At 71.1% G+C, this 14,797-nt stretch carries 15 protein-coding genes and 1 pseudogene; 13 read left to right on the top strand and 3 right to left on the bottom strand.

What is annotated here, in order from left to right:
• The first annotated feature begins 116 nt into the window (after window positions 1-116).
• From QA802_RS33285 to QA802_RS33225, 13 genes and pseudogenes are all read left to right on the top strand, one after another.
• Window positions 117-1,444 (top strand): annotated as a pseudogene (locus QA802_RS33285) (hypothetical protein).
• Between the two features lie 16 nt (window positions 1,445-1,460).
• Complete coding sequence (locus QA802_RS33280; RefSeq protein WP_334530597.1) at window positions 1,461-2,033, top strand: GNAT family N-acetyltransferase; 573 nt, start codon at window positions 1,461-1,463, stop codon at window positions 2,031-2,033.
• 193 nt (window positions 2,034-2,226) lie between these two features.
• Entirely contained in the window at window positions 2,227-2,310 is an 84-nt protein-coding gene (locus QA802_RS33275) for a putative leader peptide (RefSeq protein WP_309486338.1), read from the top strand.
• 173 nt (window positions 2,311-2,483) lie between these two features.
• Window positions 2,484-4,181 carry a nitrite/sulfite reductase gene (locus tag QA802_RS33270; protein WP_334530594.1) on the top strand — a complete coding sequence of 566 codons (1,698 nt, stop codon included), beginning with the start codon at window positions 2,484-2,486 and terminating at the stop codon, window positions 4,179-4,181.
• Entirely contained in the window at window positions 4,178-4,366 is a 189-nt protein-coding gene (locus QA802_RS33265) for a hypothetical protein (protein ID WP_334530591.1), read from the top strand. The genes QA802_RS33270 and QA802_RS33265 overlap by 4 nt, the downstream gene beginning before the upstream one ends.
• On the top strand, window positions 4,363-5,073 hold the full coding sequence (locus QA802_RS33260) for a phosphoadenylyl-sulfate reductase (RefSeq protein ID WP_334530588.1): 711 nt from the start codon (window positions 4,363-4,365) through the stop codon (window positions 5,071-5,073). The genes QA802_RS33265 and QA802_RS33260 overlap by 4 nt, the downstream gene beginning before the upstream one ends.
• A 5-nt stretch (window positions 5,074-5,078) precedes the next feature.
• Entirely contained in the window at window positions 5,079-5,687 is a 609-nt protein-coding gene (gene cysC, locus QA802_RS33255) for an adenylyl-sulfate kinase (RefSeq protein ID WP_319168759.1), read from the top strand.
• The gene (gene cysD, locus QA802_RS33250) at window positions 5,684-6,622 is read left to right on the top strand and encodes a sulfate adenylyltransferase subunit CysD (RefSeq protein WP_334530584.1); all 939 of its coding nucleotides are present in this window, start codon (window positions 5,684-5,686) and stop codon (window positions 6,620-6,622) included. Before cysC ends, cysD begins: the two co-directional genes overlap by 4 nt.
• Before the next feature lie 2 nt (window positions 6,623-6,624).
• The gene (locus tag QA802_RS33245; protein WP_334530582.1) at window positions 6,625-7,959 is read left to right on the top strand and encodes a sulfate adenylyltransferase subunit 1; all 1,335 of its coding nucleotides are present in this window, start codon (window positions 6,625-6,627) and stop codon (window positions 7,957-7,959) included.
• A gap of 236 nt (window positions 7,960-8,195) precedes the next feature.
• Entirely contained in the window at window positions 8,196-9,326 is a 1,131-nt protein-coding gene (locus tag QA802_RS33240) for an ABC transporter substrate-binding protein (protein ID WP_334530580.1), read from the top strand.
• Window positions 9,323-10,135 (top strand): ABC transporter ATP-binding protein, encoded by an 813-nt coding sequence (locus QA802_RS33235; protein ID WP_334530577.1) that lies wholly within the window; start codon window positions 9,323-9,325, stop codon window positions 10,133-10,135. The genes QA802_RS33240 and QA802_RS33235 overlap by 4 nt, the downstream gene beginning before the upstream one ends.
• Window positions 10,122-11,048 (top strand): ABC transporter permease, encoded by a 927-nt coding sequence (locus QA802_RS33230; RefSeq protein WP_334530574.1) that lies wholly within the window; start codon window positions 10,122-10,124, stop codon window positions 11,046-11,048. The genes QA802_RS33235 and QA802_RS33230 overlap by 14 nt, the downstream gene beginning before the upstream one ends.
• Window positions 11,049-11,054: 6 nt before the next feature.
• Window positions 11,055-11,804 (top strand): sirohydrochlorin chelatase, encoded by a 750-nt coding sequence (locus tag QA802_RS33225; protein WP_334530571.1) that lies wholly within the window; start codon window positions 11,055-11,057, stop codon window positions 11,802-11,804.
• A gap of 219 nt (window positions 11,805-12,023) precedes the next feature.
• On the opposite strand, the gene QA802_RS33220 is transcribed toward QA802_RS33225, so the two are convergent.
• The 3 genes from QA802_RS33220 to QA802_RS33210 form a co-directional block, all read right to left on the bottom strand.
• On the bottom strand, window positions 12,024-12,623 hold the full coding sequence (locus tag QA802_RS33220; protein ID WP_334530568.1) for a TIGR03086 family metal-binding protein: 600 nt from the start codon (window positions 12,621-12,623) through the stop codon (window positions 12,024-12,026).
• A gap of 5 nt (window positions 12,624-12,628) precedes the next feature.
• Complete coding sequence (locus tag QA802_RS33215) at window positions 12,629-13,672, bottom strand: ketopantoate reductase family protein (protein ID WP_334530564.1); 1,044 nt, start codon at window positions 13,670-13,672, stop codon at window positions 12,629-12,631.
• A 408-nt stretch (window positions 13,673-14,080) separates the two neighbouring features.
• Complete coding sequence (locus tag QA802_RS33210; RefSeq protein ID WP_334530561.1) at window positions 14,081-14,629, bottom strand: DUF1697 domain-containing protein; 549 nt, start codon at window positions 14,627-14,629, stop codon at window positions 14,081-14,083.
• Between the last annotated feature and the right edge of the window lie 168 nt (window positions 14,630-14,797).

Below are 14,797 nucleotides of genomic sequence, written 5' to 3'. Positions count from 1 at the left end.
GGTCTCCGTCCTCCGGGGCGGCCGACTGCCGTAGCATCCCTCTAACGGGTCACCCCACCTGCTCCTCTGTCAACGTATGGATCATCAGGTGCAGTTGGCCCGCCTCGGGAGGGCGAATGAGACAGCGCGGCCGACACCGCCGGCGCAGACGCGGCAGGGCACTGCGGGCGTTCCTGTCCGGAACCGCTCTCGCCCTCACTGCTGCCGCCACCGTGATCAGCGCTTCCCAGGCGACGGTCACCCATGACGGCCCGGGGATCTGAAGCCGCTCACCGCGGCGTCCGAGGTCGCCGGGCTGCGGCTGACGGAGAACATGGTGCCGCAGGCCTCCCTGGACCGGCTCGCGGCCGGGATGGGCCGCCCGGTCGGCGTCAGCGCGGTGCTGGACGGCGCCGACCGCACCCTGCGGGACGCCATCGACTGCTCGCCCGCCGAGCGCCGGGCCCTGCCGGTCTCCCCCACGGCCACGCGCGCGTACTGCTGGAACACCGACGACACGGCGGGCTGGCGGCCGGGCGCGGTCACCACGTCGGGGGACGCGGACGACGACGGCGTGTGGGGTTCGAACCGGGTGATCCTCTCCGGCTGGTCGCGCAGCGGCGGCGCGGCGGCGGACCGGGGCCTGGCCCGGGTCGGCTTCGTCGATGCCGCCGATCTCGGCCACCTCTCCTATACCTGGGCGCTGCTCGCCGTCCCCGTGGACGGCGGCCGGGACTACCGCGGGTTGGTCTCGCACGTCTCCGGCATGGTCTGGTACCAGGACAAGCTGCTGGTCACCGCGGACGACGGGGACCGGTCCGCGCTGTATGTGTACGACATGAACCGTGTGCAGCGCGCGACGGTCGCCGGTGACGCGGTGGGCCGGGTGCCGGGCGGCTGGTCGGCGCACGGGTACGGTTTCGTGCTGCCGGCCGTCGGCTCCTACGAGCTGAGCGGCGGCTCGGGCGCGCCGCGTCCCTCGACCGTCTCCCTCGACCGCAGCACCGCGCCGGACAGCCTGGTCGCCGGGGAGTGGACGCGCGACGACGGCGACCGTGGCGCCCGTCTGTGGCGCTACCCGTTCAGCACCGCGCCCGGCCACGCGGGTCTGCTCGCCACCGGTGCGAACGGTCGGGTGACGGCGTCCGAGGCCTATACGACGAAGGTCACGGGGGTGCACGGCGTGCTGTCCTACGACGCGCGGTGGTATGTGACCCGTGCCGCCGGCCCGCACGACGCGCACGGGACGCTGTGGCGCCAGAGCTCCGGCGAGGGCGAGGCGGACGGCGGGCACAGCGCGGGCGGTTCGGGCGCCGCGGTGTGCGGCGCCGCGGACCGGCACGGCTGCTGGAGCACGCAGACGGAGTCGCTGTCCTACTGGGCGGCGACCGGCGAGGTCTGGGCGCAGTCGGGCCGGGCGCTGTTCGCGCTGCCGCTGGCCTCGATCGACAGAACGTCGCGGTGATGATTTTCTTTCGGGCATGACGAACATCCCCGTGACCACCTGGTCCCTGGAGCAGACCGACCCGGGCGACCTCTTGCCGGTTGCCGCGCCCGAGGGCGATGTCCGGATCGCCCGCTCCGAGGTCCCCTCCCCCGAGTTCAGCCGTTTCCTGTACGCGTCCGTCGGCGGGGACATTCGCTGGATCGACCGGCTGCGCTGGACATACGCGCAGTGGCGGGAGCATCTGCAGCGCCCCGGGGTCGAGACCTGGGTCGCCTACGAGCGGGGCACGCCGGCCGGATACGTAGAGCTGGAGCCGCAGGACGACGGGGTCGTCGAAATCGTCTACTTCGGTTTGCTGCCTGCTTTCCGCGGGCGGCGGATCGGCGGACACCTGCTGTCGTACGGCGCCGCCCGGGCGTGGGATCTCACCGACCGCTGGCCGGGGCTGCCGCAGACCAAGCGGGTGTGGCTGCACACCTGCAGTCTGGACGGCGAGCACGCGATGGAGAATTATCAGCGGCGCGGTTTCATCTTGTTCGACAGGAAGGTCGAGGAACAGGCCGAGGTGTCTGCGCCGGGTCCCTGGCCGGGCGCCTTCCCCATCTGAACCGCTGCGTCCCGTCCTCTACGCCCTGTCCGCTGCGTCCTGTCCGCTGCGTCCTGTCCGTGGTGACCTGCGCGGACACGAGACCGTGCACGTCATGTGACAGACGCCACCCTTGTCTCGCATTCCGGGACAAGGGTGTCCGAATCGCGGACGAAGCTGGACTGTGTCCAGATCGCCGTGACACGCTTTCGTCATGTCCGGAACTGGAATTGCCTTGGTGAGTCGGCGGCACGTCGACCTCGGCCGCATGTCCAGCGCCATCTGTCCGGCGAGCTGACGAGCCGCAGCTCCGCCCGACATCTGACTACAGCCTCCCTCCTGCGCAACGACGCGCACGGTTCCTGTGCGCCCGTACGCACAGGTCAGAGCCTCTCGCCCCGTCACCCGACCACCGCCGGACGGCGCTGCGCGCCGACACCTTCCGCTGCTGTCCCGAAGGACGTATCAACCATGGCCGCCACCCCGCAGAAGCCTGCAGCCGCGACTCCCCGCCGCAAGGTGAGCCGTCACCGCGGCGAGGGCCAGTGGGCCGCGGGGCACCACACCCCGCTCAACGGCAACGAGCAGTTCAAGAAGGACGACGACGGTCTCAATGTGCGGACACGCATTGAGACGATCTACTCCAAGCGGGGCTTCGACTCCATCGACCCCAACGATCTCCGCGGCCGGATGCGCTGGTGGGGCCTGTACACCCAGCGCCGGCCCGGGATCGACGGCGGGAAGACCGCGATCCTGGAGCCGGAGGAGCTGGACGACGAGTACTTCATGCTGCGCGTGCGCATCGACGGCGGTGCGCTGACCACGCGGCAGCTGAGGGTCATCGGCGAGATCTCGCAGGAGTTCGCGCGGGGCACCGCCGACCTCACGGACCGGCAGAACGTGCAGTACCACTGGATCCGCATCGAGGACGTGCCCGAGATCTGGAACCGCCTGGAGGCGGTGGGCCTGTCCACGGTCACCGCGTGCGGCGACACCCCCCGTGTGATGATCGGCTCCCCCGTCGCCGGTATCGCCGAGGACGAGATCATCGACGGTACCCCGGCTCTGGAGGAGATCAAGCGCCGCGTTCTCGGCAACAAGGCGTACTCGAACCTGCCGCGGAAGTTCAAGACGGCGATCTCGGGCTCCCCCGTGCTGGACGTGGTCCACGAGATCAACGACGTCGCGTTCGTCGGCGTCCGCCACCCCGAGCACGGGCCTGGCTTCGACCTGTGGGTCGGCGGCGGGCTGTCCACCAACCCCAAGCTGGGTGTGCGGCTGGGCGCCTGGGTGCCGCTGGACGAGGTCCCGGACGTCTACGAGGGCGTGCTGTCGATCTTCCGTGACTACGGATACCGGCGGCTGCGCACCCGCGCCCGGCTGAAGTTCCTGGTCGCGGACTGGGGGCCGGAGAAGTTCCGTCAGGTGCTGGAGGACGAGTACCTGCAGCGCAAGCTGGTCGACGGCCCGGCCCCGGACCAGCCGGTGGGCCGGTGGCGCGACCACGTCGGCGTGCACCGGCAGAAGGACGGCCGTTTCTACGTCGGTTTCGCACCGCGTGTCGGCCGGGTGGACGGCACGACCCTCACGAAGATCGCGGAGCTCGCCGAGGCACACGGCTCGGGCCGCGTCCGGACCACCGTCGAGCAGAAGATGATCGTCCTCGACGTCGAGGAGGCGCAGGTCGCATCACTCGTCGAGGGCCTGGAGGCCCTGGACCTGACCGCGAAGCCCTCGACCTTCCGGCGCGGCACCATGGCCTGCACCGGCATCGAGTTCTGCAAGCTGGCCATCGTCGAGACCAAGCAGCGCGGCTCCCAGCTGATCGACGAGCTGGAGCGCCGTCTGCCGGACTTCGACGAGCCCCTCACCATCAATCTCAACGGCTGCCCGAATGCCTGCGCCCGCATCCAGGTCGCGGACATCGGTCTCAAGGGTCAGCTGGTCCTCGACGAGCAGGGCCGGCAGGTCGAGGGATACCAGGTACACCTAGGCGGGGCGCTCGGGCTCGAAGCCGGTTTCGGCCGCAAGGTCCGCGGGCTGAAGGTCACCTCGGACGAGCTGCCGGACTACGTGGAACGCGTTCTCAAGCGGTTCCAGGACGAGCGCGAGGACGGCGAGCGGTTCGCCGCCTGGGCCGCGCGCGCCAGCGAGGAGGCCCTTTCATGAGCGAGCGGGCCGCCCCTTTCCACTGCCCCTACTGCGGCGACGAGGACCTGCGTCCGAGCGAGGCCGTGCAGGGCGGTCACGGCGCCTGGGAATGCGCGGCGTGCAACCGCGCATTCCAGCTGAAGTTCCTCGGGCTGCTGTCCCGGGGCGTTCAGCGCACCGAAACGGGAGGGGACCGGATATGACGACGCTTCAGGAAAACCGTACGGCGGACGAGTTGAAGGCGCTGGCCGAGCAGGCGGGCCGCGACCTCGAGGACGCCTCGGCGCTCGAGATCCTTCAGTGGGCGGTGGACACCTTCGGCAGGCAGTTCTGTGTGACGTCCTCCATGGAGGACGCCGTGGTCGCCCACCTCGCGTCCCGCGTCCTCAAGGGCGTGGACGTGGTGTTCCTCGACACCGGTTACCACTTCCCCGAGACCATCGGCACCCGGGATGCGGTCGAGGCCGTGATGGACGTCAACGTCATCACGCTCACCCCCCGTCAGACGGTCGCCGAGCAGGATGCCGAGTTCGGGCCGAAGTTGCACGACCGCGATCCCGACCTGTGCTGCAAGCTGCGCAAGGTGCAGCCGTTGGAGGAGGGGCTCCGCGGGTACCTCGCCTGGGCCACCGGCCTGCGGCGCGACGAGTCGCCGACCCGGGCGGACACCCCGGTGGTCGGCTGGGACGAGAAGCGGCGGAAGGTCAAGATCTCGCCGATCGCCCGCTGGACCCAGGACGACGTCGATGCGTACATCACGGAGCACGGCGTACTGTCCAACCCCCTTCTGATGGACGGCTACACCTCCGTCGGCTGCGCCCCGTGCACCCGCCGGGTCCTCGAGGGCGAGGACGCGCGCGCCGGGCGCTGGGCGGGACGCGGGAAGACCGAGTGCGGACTGCACGGCTGACCGCCATGACCGCGACCTCCACGAACAGCGCCACCCCCGACAACGCCCCCCGTCCCCCTACGAACCGGGAGAACCACGTGACGACCGGAGCCACCGTCTGGCTCACGGGTCTGCCGAGTGCCGGCAAGACCACCATCGCGTACGAGCTGGCCGGCCGGCTGCGCGAGGAGGGCCACCTCGTCGAGGTGCTCGACGGCGACGAGATCCGCGAGTTCATCTCCGCGGGCCTCGGTTTCAGCCGCGAGGACCGGCACGCCAACGTGCAGCGCATCGGTTTCCTGGCCGAGCTGCTGGCCCGCAACGGAGTCAAGGTGCTCGTCCCGGTGATCGCGCCGTACGCGGACAGCCGCGAGGCCGTGCGCAAGCGCCACCAGGAGAGCGCAACCGGTTACCTGGAGGTGCACGTGGCGACTCCGGTCGAGGTGTGCTCGGTCCGTGACGTGAAGGGCCTGTACGCCAAGCAGGCGGCGGGCGAGCTGACCGGGCTCACCGGGGTCGACGACCCCTACGAGGCGCCCGAGTCGCCCGATCTGCGGATCGAGTCCCAGGACCAGACCGTGCAGGAGTCCGCGGCGTCGGTGTACGCCCTGCTCAGCGAGAGGGGACTGGCATGACGACCACCGTCGCCGATACCGAGGAGGGCACGGTCAGCCCGTACGCCCTCAGTCACCTGGACTCGCTGGAGTCCGAGGCGGTGCACATCTTCCGTGAGGTGGCGGGCGAGTTCGAGCGGCCGGTGATCCTGTTCTCCGGCGGCAAGGACTCCATCGTCATGCTGCACCTGGCACTGAAGGCGTTCGCCCCGGCCGCCGTGCCCTTCTCGCTGCTGCACGTGGACACCGGGCACAACTTCCCCGAGGTCCTCCAGTACCGCGACCGCGCGGTCGCCGAGCACGGGCTGCGCCTCCATGTGGCCCTGGTGCAGGACTACATCGACCGCGGCGTGCTCAAGGAGCGTCCCGACGGCACCCGCAACCCGCTCCAGACGCTGCCGCTGACGGAGAAGATCCAGGCGGAGAGGTTCGACGCGGTCTTCGGCGGGGGCCGGCGCGACGAGGAGAAGGCACGCGCCAAGGAGCGGGTGTTCTCCCTGCGCGACGAGTTCTCGCAGTGGGACCCGCGTCGCCAGCGGCCCGAACTGTGGAACCTGTACAACGGCCGCCACGCGCCCGGCGAGCACGTCCGGGTCTTCCCGCTCTCCAACTGGACCGAGCTGGACGTCTGGCAGTACATCGCCCGCGAGGGCATCGAGCTGCCGGAGATCTACTTCGCGCACGAGCGGGAGGTGTTCCAACGGGCCGGCATGTGGCTGACCGCCGGTGAGTGGGGCGGACCCAAGGACGGGGAAACCGTCGAAAAGCGTCTCGTGCGTTACCGCACTGTCGGTGACATGTCCTGCACCGGCGCCGTCGACTCCGCCGCGGTGACACTGGACGACGTCATCGCCGAGATCGCCGCCTCCCGGCTGACCGAACGCGGTGCGACCCGCGCCGACGACAAGATGTCCGAGGCCGCGATGGAAGACCGCAAGCGCGAGGGGTACTTCTAAGCATGAGCACGATCACCTCCGAGGAACTCTCGGCCACGACCCTGCTGCGGTTCGCCACCGCCGGCTCCGTCGACGACGGCAAGTCCACCCTGGTGGGCCGGCTGCTGCACGACTCCAAGTCGATCCTCAGCGACCAGCTGGAGGCCGTCGAGCGCGCCTCGGCGAGCCGCGGGCAGGAAGCGCCCGACCTGGCGCTCCTCACCGACGGGCTGCGCGCCGAGCGTGAGCAGGGCATCACGATCGACGTGGCCTACCGCTACTTCGCCACGCCGCGGCGGCGGTTCATCCTCGCCGACACCCCAGGTCATGTGCAGTACACCCGCAACATGGTGACGGGCGCCTCCACGGCGGAGCTGACGGTGATCCTGGTCGACGCCCGCAACGGCGTCGTCGAGCAGACCCGCCGACACGCGGCGATCGCGGCCCTGCTGCGGGTCCCGCACGTCGTTCTCGCCGTCAACAAGATGGACCTGGTCGACTACCGGGAGCCGGTCTTCGCGGCGATCGCCGAGGAGTTCACGGCGTACGCGAGCGAGCTGGGCGTCCCCGAGGTGACCGCGATCCCCATCTCGGCGCTGGCCGGCGACAACGTGGTGGATCCGTCGGCGAACATGGACTGGTACGGCGGGCCGACGTTCCTGGAACACCTCGAAACGGTTCCGGTCAGTCATGACCTCGCGCACTGCCACGCCCGGCTGCCCGTGCAGTACGTGATCCGGCCGCAGACCGCCGAGCACCCGGACTACCGGGGATACGCGGGCCAGATCGCGGCGGGCACGTTCCGGGTCGGCGATCCGGTGACCGTGCTGCCGTCCGGTCGGACGTCGACGATCTCCGGCATCGACCTGCTGGGCGAGCCGGTGGACGTGGCGTGGACGACGCAGTCCGTGACCGTGCTGCTCGCGGACGACGTCGACATCTCGCGCGGCGACCTGATCGTGCCCACCAAGGACGCGCCGGCCACCACCCAGGACGTCGAGGCGACCGTGTGCCATGTCGCCGACCAGCCGCTGACCGTCGGGCACCGGGTGCTGATCAAGCACGGCACCCGCACCGTCAAGGCGATCGTGAAGGACATCCCGTCCCGTCTCACGCTCGACGACCTGTCCCTGCACCCGCACCCGGGACAGCTCGTCGCCAATGACATCGGCCGGGTGAAGATCCGCACGGCACAACCGCTTCCGGTGGATTCCTACGCCGACTCGCGCCGTACGGGCTCGTTCATCCTGATCGACCCGGCGGACGGCACGACGCTCACCGCGGGCATGGTCGGCGAGTCGTTCGCGTCGCCGGAGCCCGTCAAGGACGCGGCCGACGACGACGGCTGGGACTTCTGACGGTGGCCGCGACCGACGTCTACGCGACGTTCGCGAAGGAGGGCGGCCGGGTCGGCAGCGGCCTCCTCGGCAGCGGGCAGGGCGGAGTCGCGCGATGTGCGGGCTGACGTACGCGCACCGCCCGCGCGCCCGCTCGTCCCGCCTGCCGTCGTGGAAACGACGAAAACCCTTTGCCGAGCTCCCGGCCACGACCTGAGAGACCGTGACCGCCGGGCCGACGAGAGGAACCCCTCCCGGTGCCTGCCAGTCTCCCCCTGTCACGGCTTCGCCGCGGCGTCGCGGTCCTAGCGGCTCTGCCCCTGCTCGCCCTCGCCGCCTGCGGTTACGGTTCGCAGGCCAAGGACGCCAACGCCAACGAGCAGGTCGCCGCCGGGGCGCGGAAGATCGACGGGCTCGACTCCGTGCGGATCGGGTACTTCGGCAACCTGACGCACGGGACCGCGCTCGTCGGCCGCGAGCAGGGCTTCCTCCAAAAGGCGCTGGGCGGCACCAGGGCGTCGTACGCGACGTTCAACGCGGGCCCCTCGGAGATCGAGGCGTTGAACGCCGGTTCCCTCGACATCGGCTGGATCGGTCCGTCCCCGGCGATCAACGGGTACACCAGGTCCGACGGCAAGAACCTGCGCATCGTGGCGGGTTCGGCGTCCGGCGGGGTGAGACTGGTGGTGAACCCGGACAAGATCGCCTCGATCGCCGACGTCAAGGGCAAGAGGATCGCGACGCCTCAGCTCGGAAACACGCAGGATGTGGCGTTTCTGCACTGGATCGCGGAGCAGGGCTGGAAGGTCGACGCGCAGAGCGGCAAGGGTGACGTGACCGTCGTCCGCAGCGACAACAAGGTGACGCCGGACGCGTTCAGGTCGGGGTCGATCGACGGCGCCTGGGTGCCGGAGCCGACCGCCTCGAAGCTGCTCGCCGAGGGCGGCAGGGTGCTGCTGGACGAGGCGTCGCTGTGGCCCGACAGGAAGTTCGTGATCACGAACGTCATCGTGTCGCAGAGGTTCCTCGAGGAGCATCCCAAGGTCGTCGAGGCCGTGCTGAAGGGCGCGGTGCGGACCAACGAGTGGATCGGCGCCAACCCGGCGAGGGCGAAGGCCGCGGCGAACAGGCAGCTGGAGACCGACACCGGCAAGGCCCTGCCCGCCGACGTGCTGGACCCGGCGTGGCGGTCGATCCGGTTCACCGACGACCCGCTGGCGGCCACCCTCGGCGCCGAGGCGGCCCACGCCGTCGACGCGGGTCTGCTGGAGAAGCCCGACCTCGAGGGCATCTACGACCTGACGATCCTGAACAAGGTCCTCGACGCCGAGGGCGAGTCCGCTGTCGACGACGCCGGTCTGGGCGTCGGCCGGCCGAAGTCCCGATGAGTTCCCAGGAGGTGACGACCATGGCCACGACCTTCGCCAAGGCCGCCGAGCCCACCGCGTCCGTGGCGTACGCGGCGCGCCTTGACCACGTCTCGAAGTCCTTCGCGGGTCCGGGCGGGCAGCAACTCGTCCTGGACGACATCACCCTCGATGTCGCGCCAGGCGAGTTCGTCACCCTGCTCGGGGCGTCGGGCTGCGGCAAGTCCACACTGCTGAACCTGGTGGCCGGGCTCGACCGGCCCACCGTGGGATCCATCACGACGGACGGCCGCCCGGCGCTGATGTTCCAGGAGCACGCGCTGTTCCCGTGGCTGACCGCGGGCAAGAACATCGAACTCGCCCTGAAACTGCGGGGGGTCGCGAAGCCCGAGCGGCGCGGCAAGGCCGAGGAGCTGCTCGAGCTGGTCCGGTTGAAGGGCGCGTACGGAAAGCGTGTTCACGAGCTTTCCGGCGGTATGCGGCAGCGGGTGGCGATGGCCCGCGCGCTGGCACAGGAGAGCCAACTGCTGCTGATGGACGAGCCGTTCGCGGCGCTGGACGCCATCACGCGGGACGTGCTGCACGACGAGCTCACCCGGATCTGGGCGGAGACGGGGCTGTCCGTCCTGTTCGTGACACACAACGTGCGGGAGGCGGTGCGGCTCGCGCAGCGCGTCGTCCTGCTGTCCTCCCGGCCCGGCCGGGTGGCGCGCGAGTGGACGGTGGACATCCCGCAGCCGCGCCGGATCGAGGACGCCCCGGTGGCGGAACTGTCCCTCCAGATCACCGAGGTCCTGCGTGGGGAGATCCGCCGTCATGGCCAGCACTGAGACGAAGACGACGGGAACGGGAACGGGGACGGTGGGCACGGTGACGGAGGCGGACGCCGGCGGGCTGGCCGGGGTGGAGGCGGGTCTCGACGCGCTGGACGTCGTCGCGCCCACCGCGCGGGTGCCCTTGCGGCGGACCCTCGTCGACAAGATCCTGCCGCCGGTCGTCGCGACGGCGCTGCTGCTGGTCGTCTGGCAGATCACCTTCAAAACGGTCGACGACCCGACCAAGCTGGTCTCCCCGCTCGACGTCTGGCACACACTCCGCCAGGCCTGGCTGCAGGGCGAGCTGCTCGGCTACATCTGGACGAGCGTCTCGCGCGGACTGCTCGGCTTCCTGTTCGCCCTGGCGATCGGCACCCCGCTGGGCCTGCTGGTGGCGCGGGTGAAGTTCGTGCGGGCGGCGATCGGACCGATCCTGTCCGGTCTCCAGTCGCTGCCGTCGGTGGCGTGGGTGCCGCCGGCCGTGCTGTGGCTGGGTCTGAACAACTCGATGATGTACGCGGTGATCCTGCTCGGCGCGGTGCCGTCCATCGCCAACGGGCTGGTCTCCGGGGTCGACCAGGTGTCGCCGCTGTTCCTGCGGGCGGGCCGCACCATGGGGGCGACGGGGCTGAAGGGCACGGTGTACATCACGCTGCCGGCCGCGCTGCCGGGCTATGTGGCGGGTCTGAAACAGGGCTGGGCGTTCTCGTGGCGTTCACTGATGGCGGCGGAGATCATCGCGTCGTTCCCCGATCTCGGCGTCGGCCTCGGCCAGTTGCTGGAGAACGGGCGCAACGCCAGTGACATGTCGATGGTGTTCGAGGCGATCCTGCTCATCCTGTTCGTCGGCATCGCGATCGACCTGCTGATCTTCAGTCCGCTCGAGCGGTGGGTGCTGCGCAGCCGCGGCCTGCTGGTGAAGAGCTGACGCCGCATGCACAGGAAACCGGTTCTCCCCGCCCTTGTGGTGATCGCCCACGGCAGCCGTGACCCGCGGCATGCCGCGACCGTCCACGCCCTGGTGCGGCGGGTACGGTCGCTGCGGCCGGGGTTGCGTGTAGAGACCGGTTTCCTCGATTTCAACGTGCCGTCCGTGCACGGGGTGCTGGAGTCGCTGGCGGCGGACGGCGTGCGAAACGTCGTGGCGCTGCCGTTGCTGTTGACCCGTGCGTTCCATGCGAAGGCGGACATCCCGGCGGTGCTGCGGCACGCGCCGCCGCAGCTGCGGATCAGGCAGGCCGAGGTGCTCGGCCCCTCGCCGTTGCTGCTCTCCGCGCTGGAACGGCGGTTGTACGAGGCGGGGCTGTCGCCCGCCGACAAGTCCTCGACCGGGGTCGTGCTGGCCTCGGCGGGGTCCTCCGACCCGGAGGCGATCGCAGTGATCGCAGAAATCGCGCGGGAGTGGCGGCGCACCGGTTGGTGTGCCGTGCGGCCTGCGTTCGCCTCCGCCTCTTTGCCGCGCACCGAGGACGCGGTCCGCGAACTGCGGGCGCTGGGGTGTGCGCGCGTCGCCGTCGCGCCGTACGTCCTGGCCCCCGGTTTTCTGCCGGACCGCATCGCGCGCGGAGCGGCCGGGGCGGACGTCCTGGCCGACGTGCTGGGCCCGGCGCCGGAGGTGGCCCGGGTGCTTCTGGAACGTTACGAAACAGCCCGGACACCGGCTCTGGCATCTGTGGGGGCCTGAGGCGGAACCTCAGCCGGCGGGTGTGCGACCGCCGGCGGGTGCGCGACTGCGGCCGACGGGCGGCGGCGCGGGCTGGCGCGTGTGTGTCGTGACGGTGGCGGAGGTCGGCTGTGCAACCGCTGCCGATGGGTCGAACCCCCACGAACCCCACAGACGCCATGGACGCCATGGACGCCATGGATCTCGCCGACCCCGCAGGACGACGGAGCGAGCCGGCCGTCAGGCCGGCGCCGGGACCGGGCCCTGGCGCGGGTCGCGGCCGCTCGCGGCGAGCGCCCGTTCGAACACCGGCGCGTCCTGCGCCACCGGCACCGCCTGCGCGAAGCCCTCGTAGCGGCGGTAGAGGTCGCCGTGCCGTTCGACGACGTCGAGGACGAACCGGGCCACGTCGTCGGGGAGCCTGAACTCCTGGCCGGTGGCGACGGCCACGTCCCAACCGTGCAGCGCCGTCTCCTTGATGATCAGCGAGACCACCTCGGCGGCGGGCATCGCCGCCGCCCCGAGGTCGATCTCGCCCTCCCACACGGCCGGGTCCGCCCAGGCGGCGACGGCCCGGTCGAGCTGCTCGGCGTACGCGTTCGCCCAGTGCGGGTCGGCGGTGAAGTCGCGGCCGGTCAGCTCGTCGGGCAGGGGCTTGCGCAGGGCGCGGTGCTCGAGGCCGTGGGAGGTGTACAGGACCCAGTGGTCGACCAGGGTGCGCAGCGTCCAACCGGGGCAGTGCGTGGGGTCGTTCAGCCGCTCCGCGGGAACGCCGCGGGCGACGCGCGCCGCCTCGGCGGCGCATGCGGACAGGTACCGGTGGGTCTCGTCGTGCTTCATGCCGCTCACGCTACAGAGCGGGGTTCTGGGGAATCTTGAAGAAACGCGACAGCGTCGTCGGCCAGCCGCAACAGGTCCTGCAACGGCAGGGAACCGGGTTCCCGCCGCTCCCGGGCGAACTCGTTCGCAAGCCGTTGCAGCAACTCGTTCAGCGGGGTGGGCACGCCGTGCAGGCGCCCGAGGAGCACGATCTCGCCGTTGAGGTGGTCGGCCTCGATGGTCCCGGTGCCGCGGCTGAGAGACTGCCAGGAGGAGCCGCCGCCGCGTGGGGCGTCGTCGAGCGGGACGAGGGTCATCTTGTCGCCGCGTGCGGCCCGCTGTTCCTCGGTGCTCGCGTACGGGATGCCGGCGGCGCGCAGCACGCTCTCGCCCTCGGCCCGCACACGCGCGTACAGCGCCTCGGCGCGGGGGTCGCCGGTCGGCCCGCTCACCGCTTCCAGGGCGTTTCCGAGGTTGGACAGGAGTTTGGCGTACTGCCAGCGGGAGACGTCCGGCACGACGGGCGCCTCGAAGTGTGCCTTCTCCAGGTCGGCGGCGACACGGCGGACGGTGTCGTCGGCGCCGTGCGGATACCGGCCGAGGTGCAGGATGCCGGTGAGCGGGGTGCCCGCGGCGGCGATCATGCCGGGGTCGACGTGGGTGGACGGCAGCCAGACGCACACGGCGTAGACGTGCCGGAAGCGGCGCAGGGCCACCCGGGGACTCTCCACGCCGTTCTGCGCGCAGAACAGCGGCAGCCGTTCGGCTGCGGTGGCGCCGCCCTCGACCGGGGCCGGCCCCCATGCCCCCAGGGCCGACTCGGCGTCCTGGGTCTTGACGGCGAGGACGAGGACGTCGTCGGTGCGCAGTGTGCCGAGTTCGGCCGGGCTCTCGACCACGGGCAGCCGGAAGGTCAGCCGGCCCTCCGGGACGCGCAGTCGCAGTCCGCTCTCCACGAGGGCCGCCCGGTGCGCGCCGCGCGCCGCCAGGACGACGTGCTGCCCCGCCTCCGCCAGCCGTCCGGCGATCGTGCCCCCGACCGCCCCTGCCCCGATGATGATGTAGCGCATGGGACGAGCCTCGCACAGCCGCCCGGGTACGCGGACGGGATTCGTCGAGGGGATTCGTCGAGGGGATTCGTCGGCGGGATTCATGGGCGGGGCGTGGCAACTTCCGGTGGTGAAGGGCCCGGTGGGGCGGCGGGACACCCTGGCCTGCCACGCTCTCCCCTCCCCTACCCTGCCCTCCCCTGCCGCAGGGCGTCTTCGCCGTACCGGCGACACCGCCCCGCGCCGGGGCCGGCCACGTGCACGCCGGGGGCAAGCCCGAGCAACCCCGGCGTGCGAGCCGGGTGCGAGCCGGGGGTGGCCAGGGGGCGTCGAAGGCGCCACCGTGCCTGGCTCGCCCAATTGCGGCCACCGTCCAGTCCCGCCCGGTCACGGCCGCCCCACCCGGTCACGGCCGCCGTCGGGGCCGGTTCACTGCCGGGTCATCTCCACCAGTTTGAGGACGGTGTTCCAGTTACGGGTGGTGGCGATGAGCCCCTTGTTCACGCGGGGCTTCGCGAGTTGCTCGGCGAGCTTGGAGCGGCCGAGGCCGACGGGGGCGTACAGGTACAGGACGCGGTCGCCGAGGCGGAAGTCCTCGGGGAGGTGTGCGGCGCGGTCGATGCCGGCGAAGCGCTCCTCGTCGACGGGCGCGGAGAAGTAGGTGGCGTGGAGTTGCTTGGCCTCCAGTTCGGCGGCCGGGAACGGGCAGGCGTCGGCGACGGCCCGCAGATATGCGTGGTCGCGCACGAGCACGTCCACGGCGAAGCCGAAGCGCTTCTCGATCGCCGCCGTGAGCCCGGCGGCCAGGCTCTCCTCGTCGCCGTGGCCGCTGGAGAAGACGGCCTGACCGCTCTGGAGGTAGGTGCGCACGTCGCCGTGGCCGAGCTCTTCGAGCAGGGTGCGCAGTTCGGCCATGGGGAGCTTTCTGTTGCCGCCCACGTTGATGCCGCGCAGCAGGGCCGCGTACGTCGTCGTCACCCGCTCAGCCTATGCGGCCGCCGTGCCCCGTGGGGGTGAGCACGACGGCCACGGGCCCGGACGAAGGGGCCGGGCGGCCCGGACGAGGGGCCGGGCGAAACTCTCGCCGATCGACGGGCCGCGGAGCAACCTCTGACGGACTTCTCCACAGGCCTGTGACGTGTTGAG

Origin of the sequence: Streptomyces sp. B21-105 (assembly GCF_036898465.1) — a bacterium.
GTDB lineage: Bacteria > Actinomycetota > Actinomycetes > Streptomycetales > Streptomycetaceae > Streptomyces.
This window is presented reverse-complemented; position numbering and strand designations above follow the sequence as displayed.

Coding starts and splice junctions, on each gene's coding strand:
- QA802_RS33280 (WP_334530597.1), top strand. CDS start 1,461: ATGACGAACATCCCCGTGACCACCTGGTCCCTGGAGCAGACCGACCCG.
- QA802_RS33275 (WP_309486338.1), top strand. CDS start 2,227: ATGTCCGGAACTGGAATTGCCTTGGTGAGTCGGCGGCACGTCGACCTC.
- QA802_RS33270 (WP_334530594.1), top strand. CDS start 2,484: ATGGCCGCCACCCCGCAGAAGCCTGCAGCCGCGACTCCCCGCCGCAAG.
- QA802_RS33265 (WP_334530591.1), top strand. CDS start 4,178: ATGAGCGAGCGGGCCGCCCCTTTCCACTGCCCCTACTGCGGCGACGAG.
- QA802_RS33260 (WP_334530588.1), top strand. CDS start 4,363: ATGACGACGCTTCAGGAAAACCGTACGGCGGACGAGTTGAAGGCGCTG.
- cysC (WP_319168759.1), top strand. CDS start 5,079: ATGACCGCGACCTCCACGAACAGCGCCACCCCCGACAACGCCCCCCGT.
- cysD (WP_334530584.1), top strand. CDS start 5,684: ATGACGACCACCGTCGCCGATACCGAGGAGGGCACGGTCAGCCCGTAC.
- QA802_RS33245 (WP_334530582.1), top strand. CDS start 6,625: ATGAGCACGATCACCTCCGAGGAACTCTCGGCCACGACCCTGCTGCGG.
- QA802_RS33235 (WP_334530577.1), top strand. CDS start 9,323: ATGAGTTCCCAGGAGGTGACGACCATGGCCACGACCTTCGCCAAGGCC.
- QA802_RS33230 (WP_334530574.1), top strand. CDS start 10,122: ATGGCCAGCACTGAGACGAAGACGACGGGAACGGGAACGGGGACGGTG.
- QA802_RS33225 (WP_334530571.1), top strand. CDS start 11,055: ATGCACAGGAAACCGGTTCTCCCCGCCCTTGTGGTGATCGCCCACGGC.
- QA802_RS33220 (WP_334530568.1), bottom strand. CDS start 12,623: ATGAAGCACGACGAGACCCACCGGTACCTGTCCGCATGCGCCGCCGAG.
- QA802_RS33215 (WP_334530564.1), bottom strand. CDS start 13,672: ATGCGCTACATCATCATCGGGGCAGGGGCGGTCGGGGGCACGATCGCC.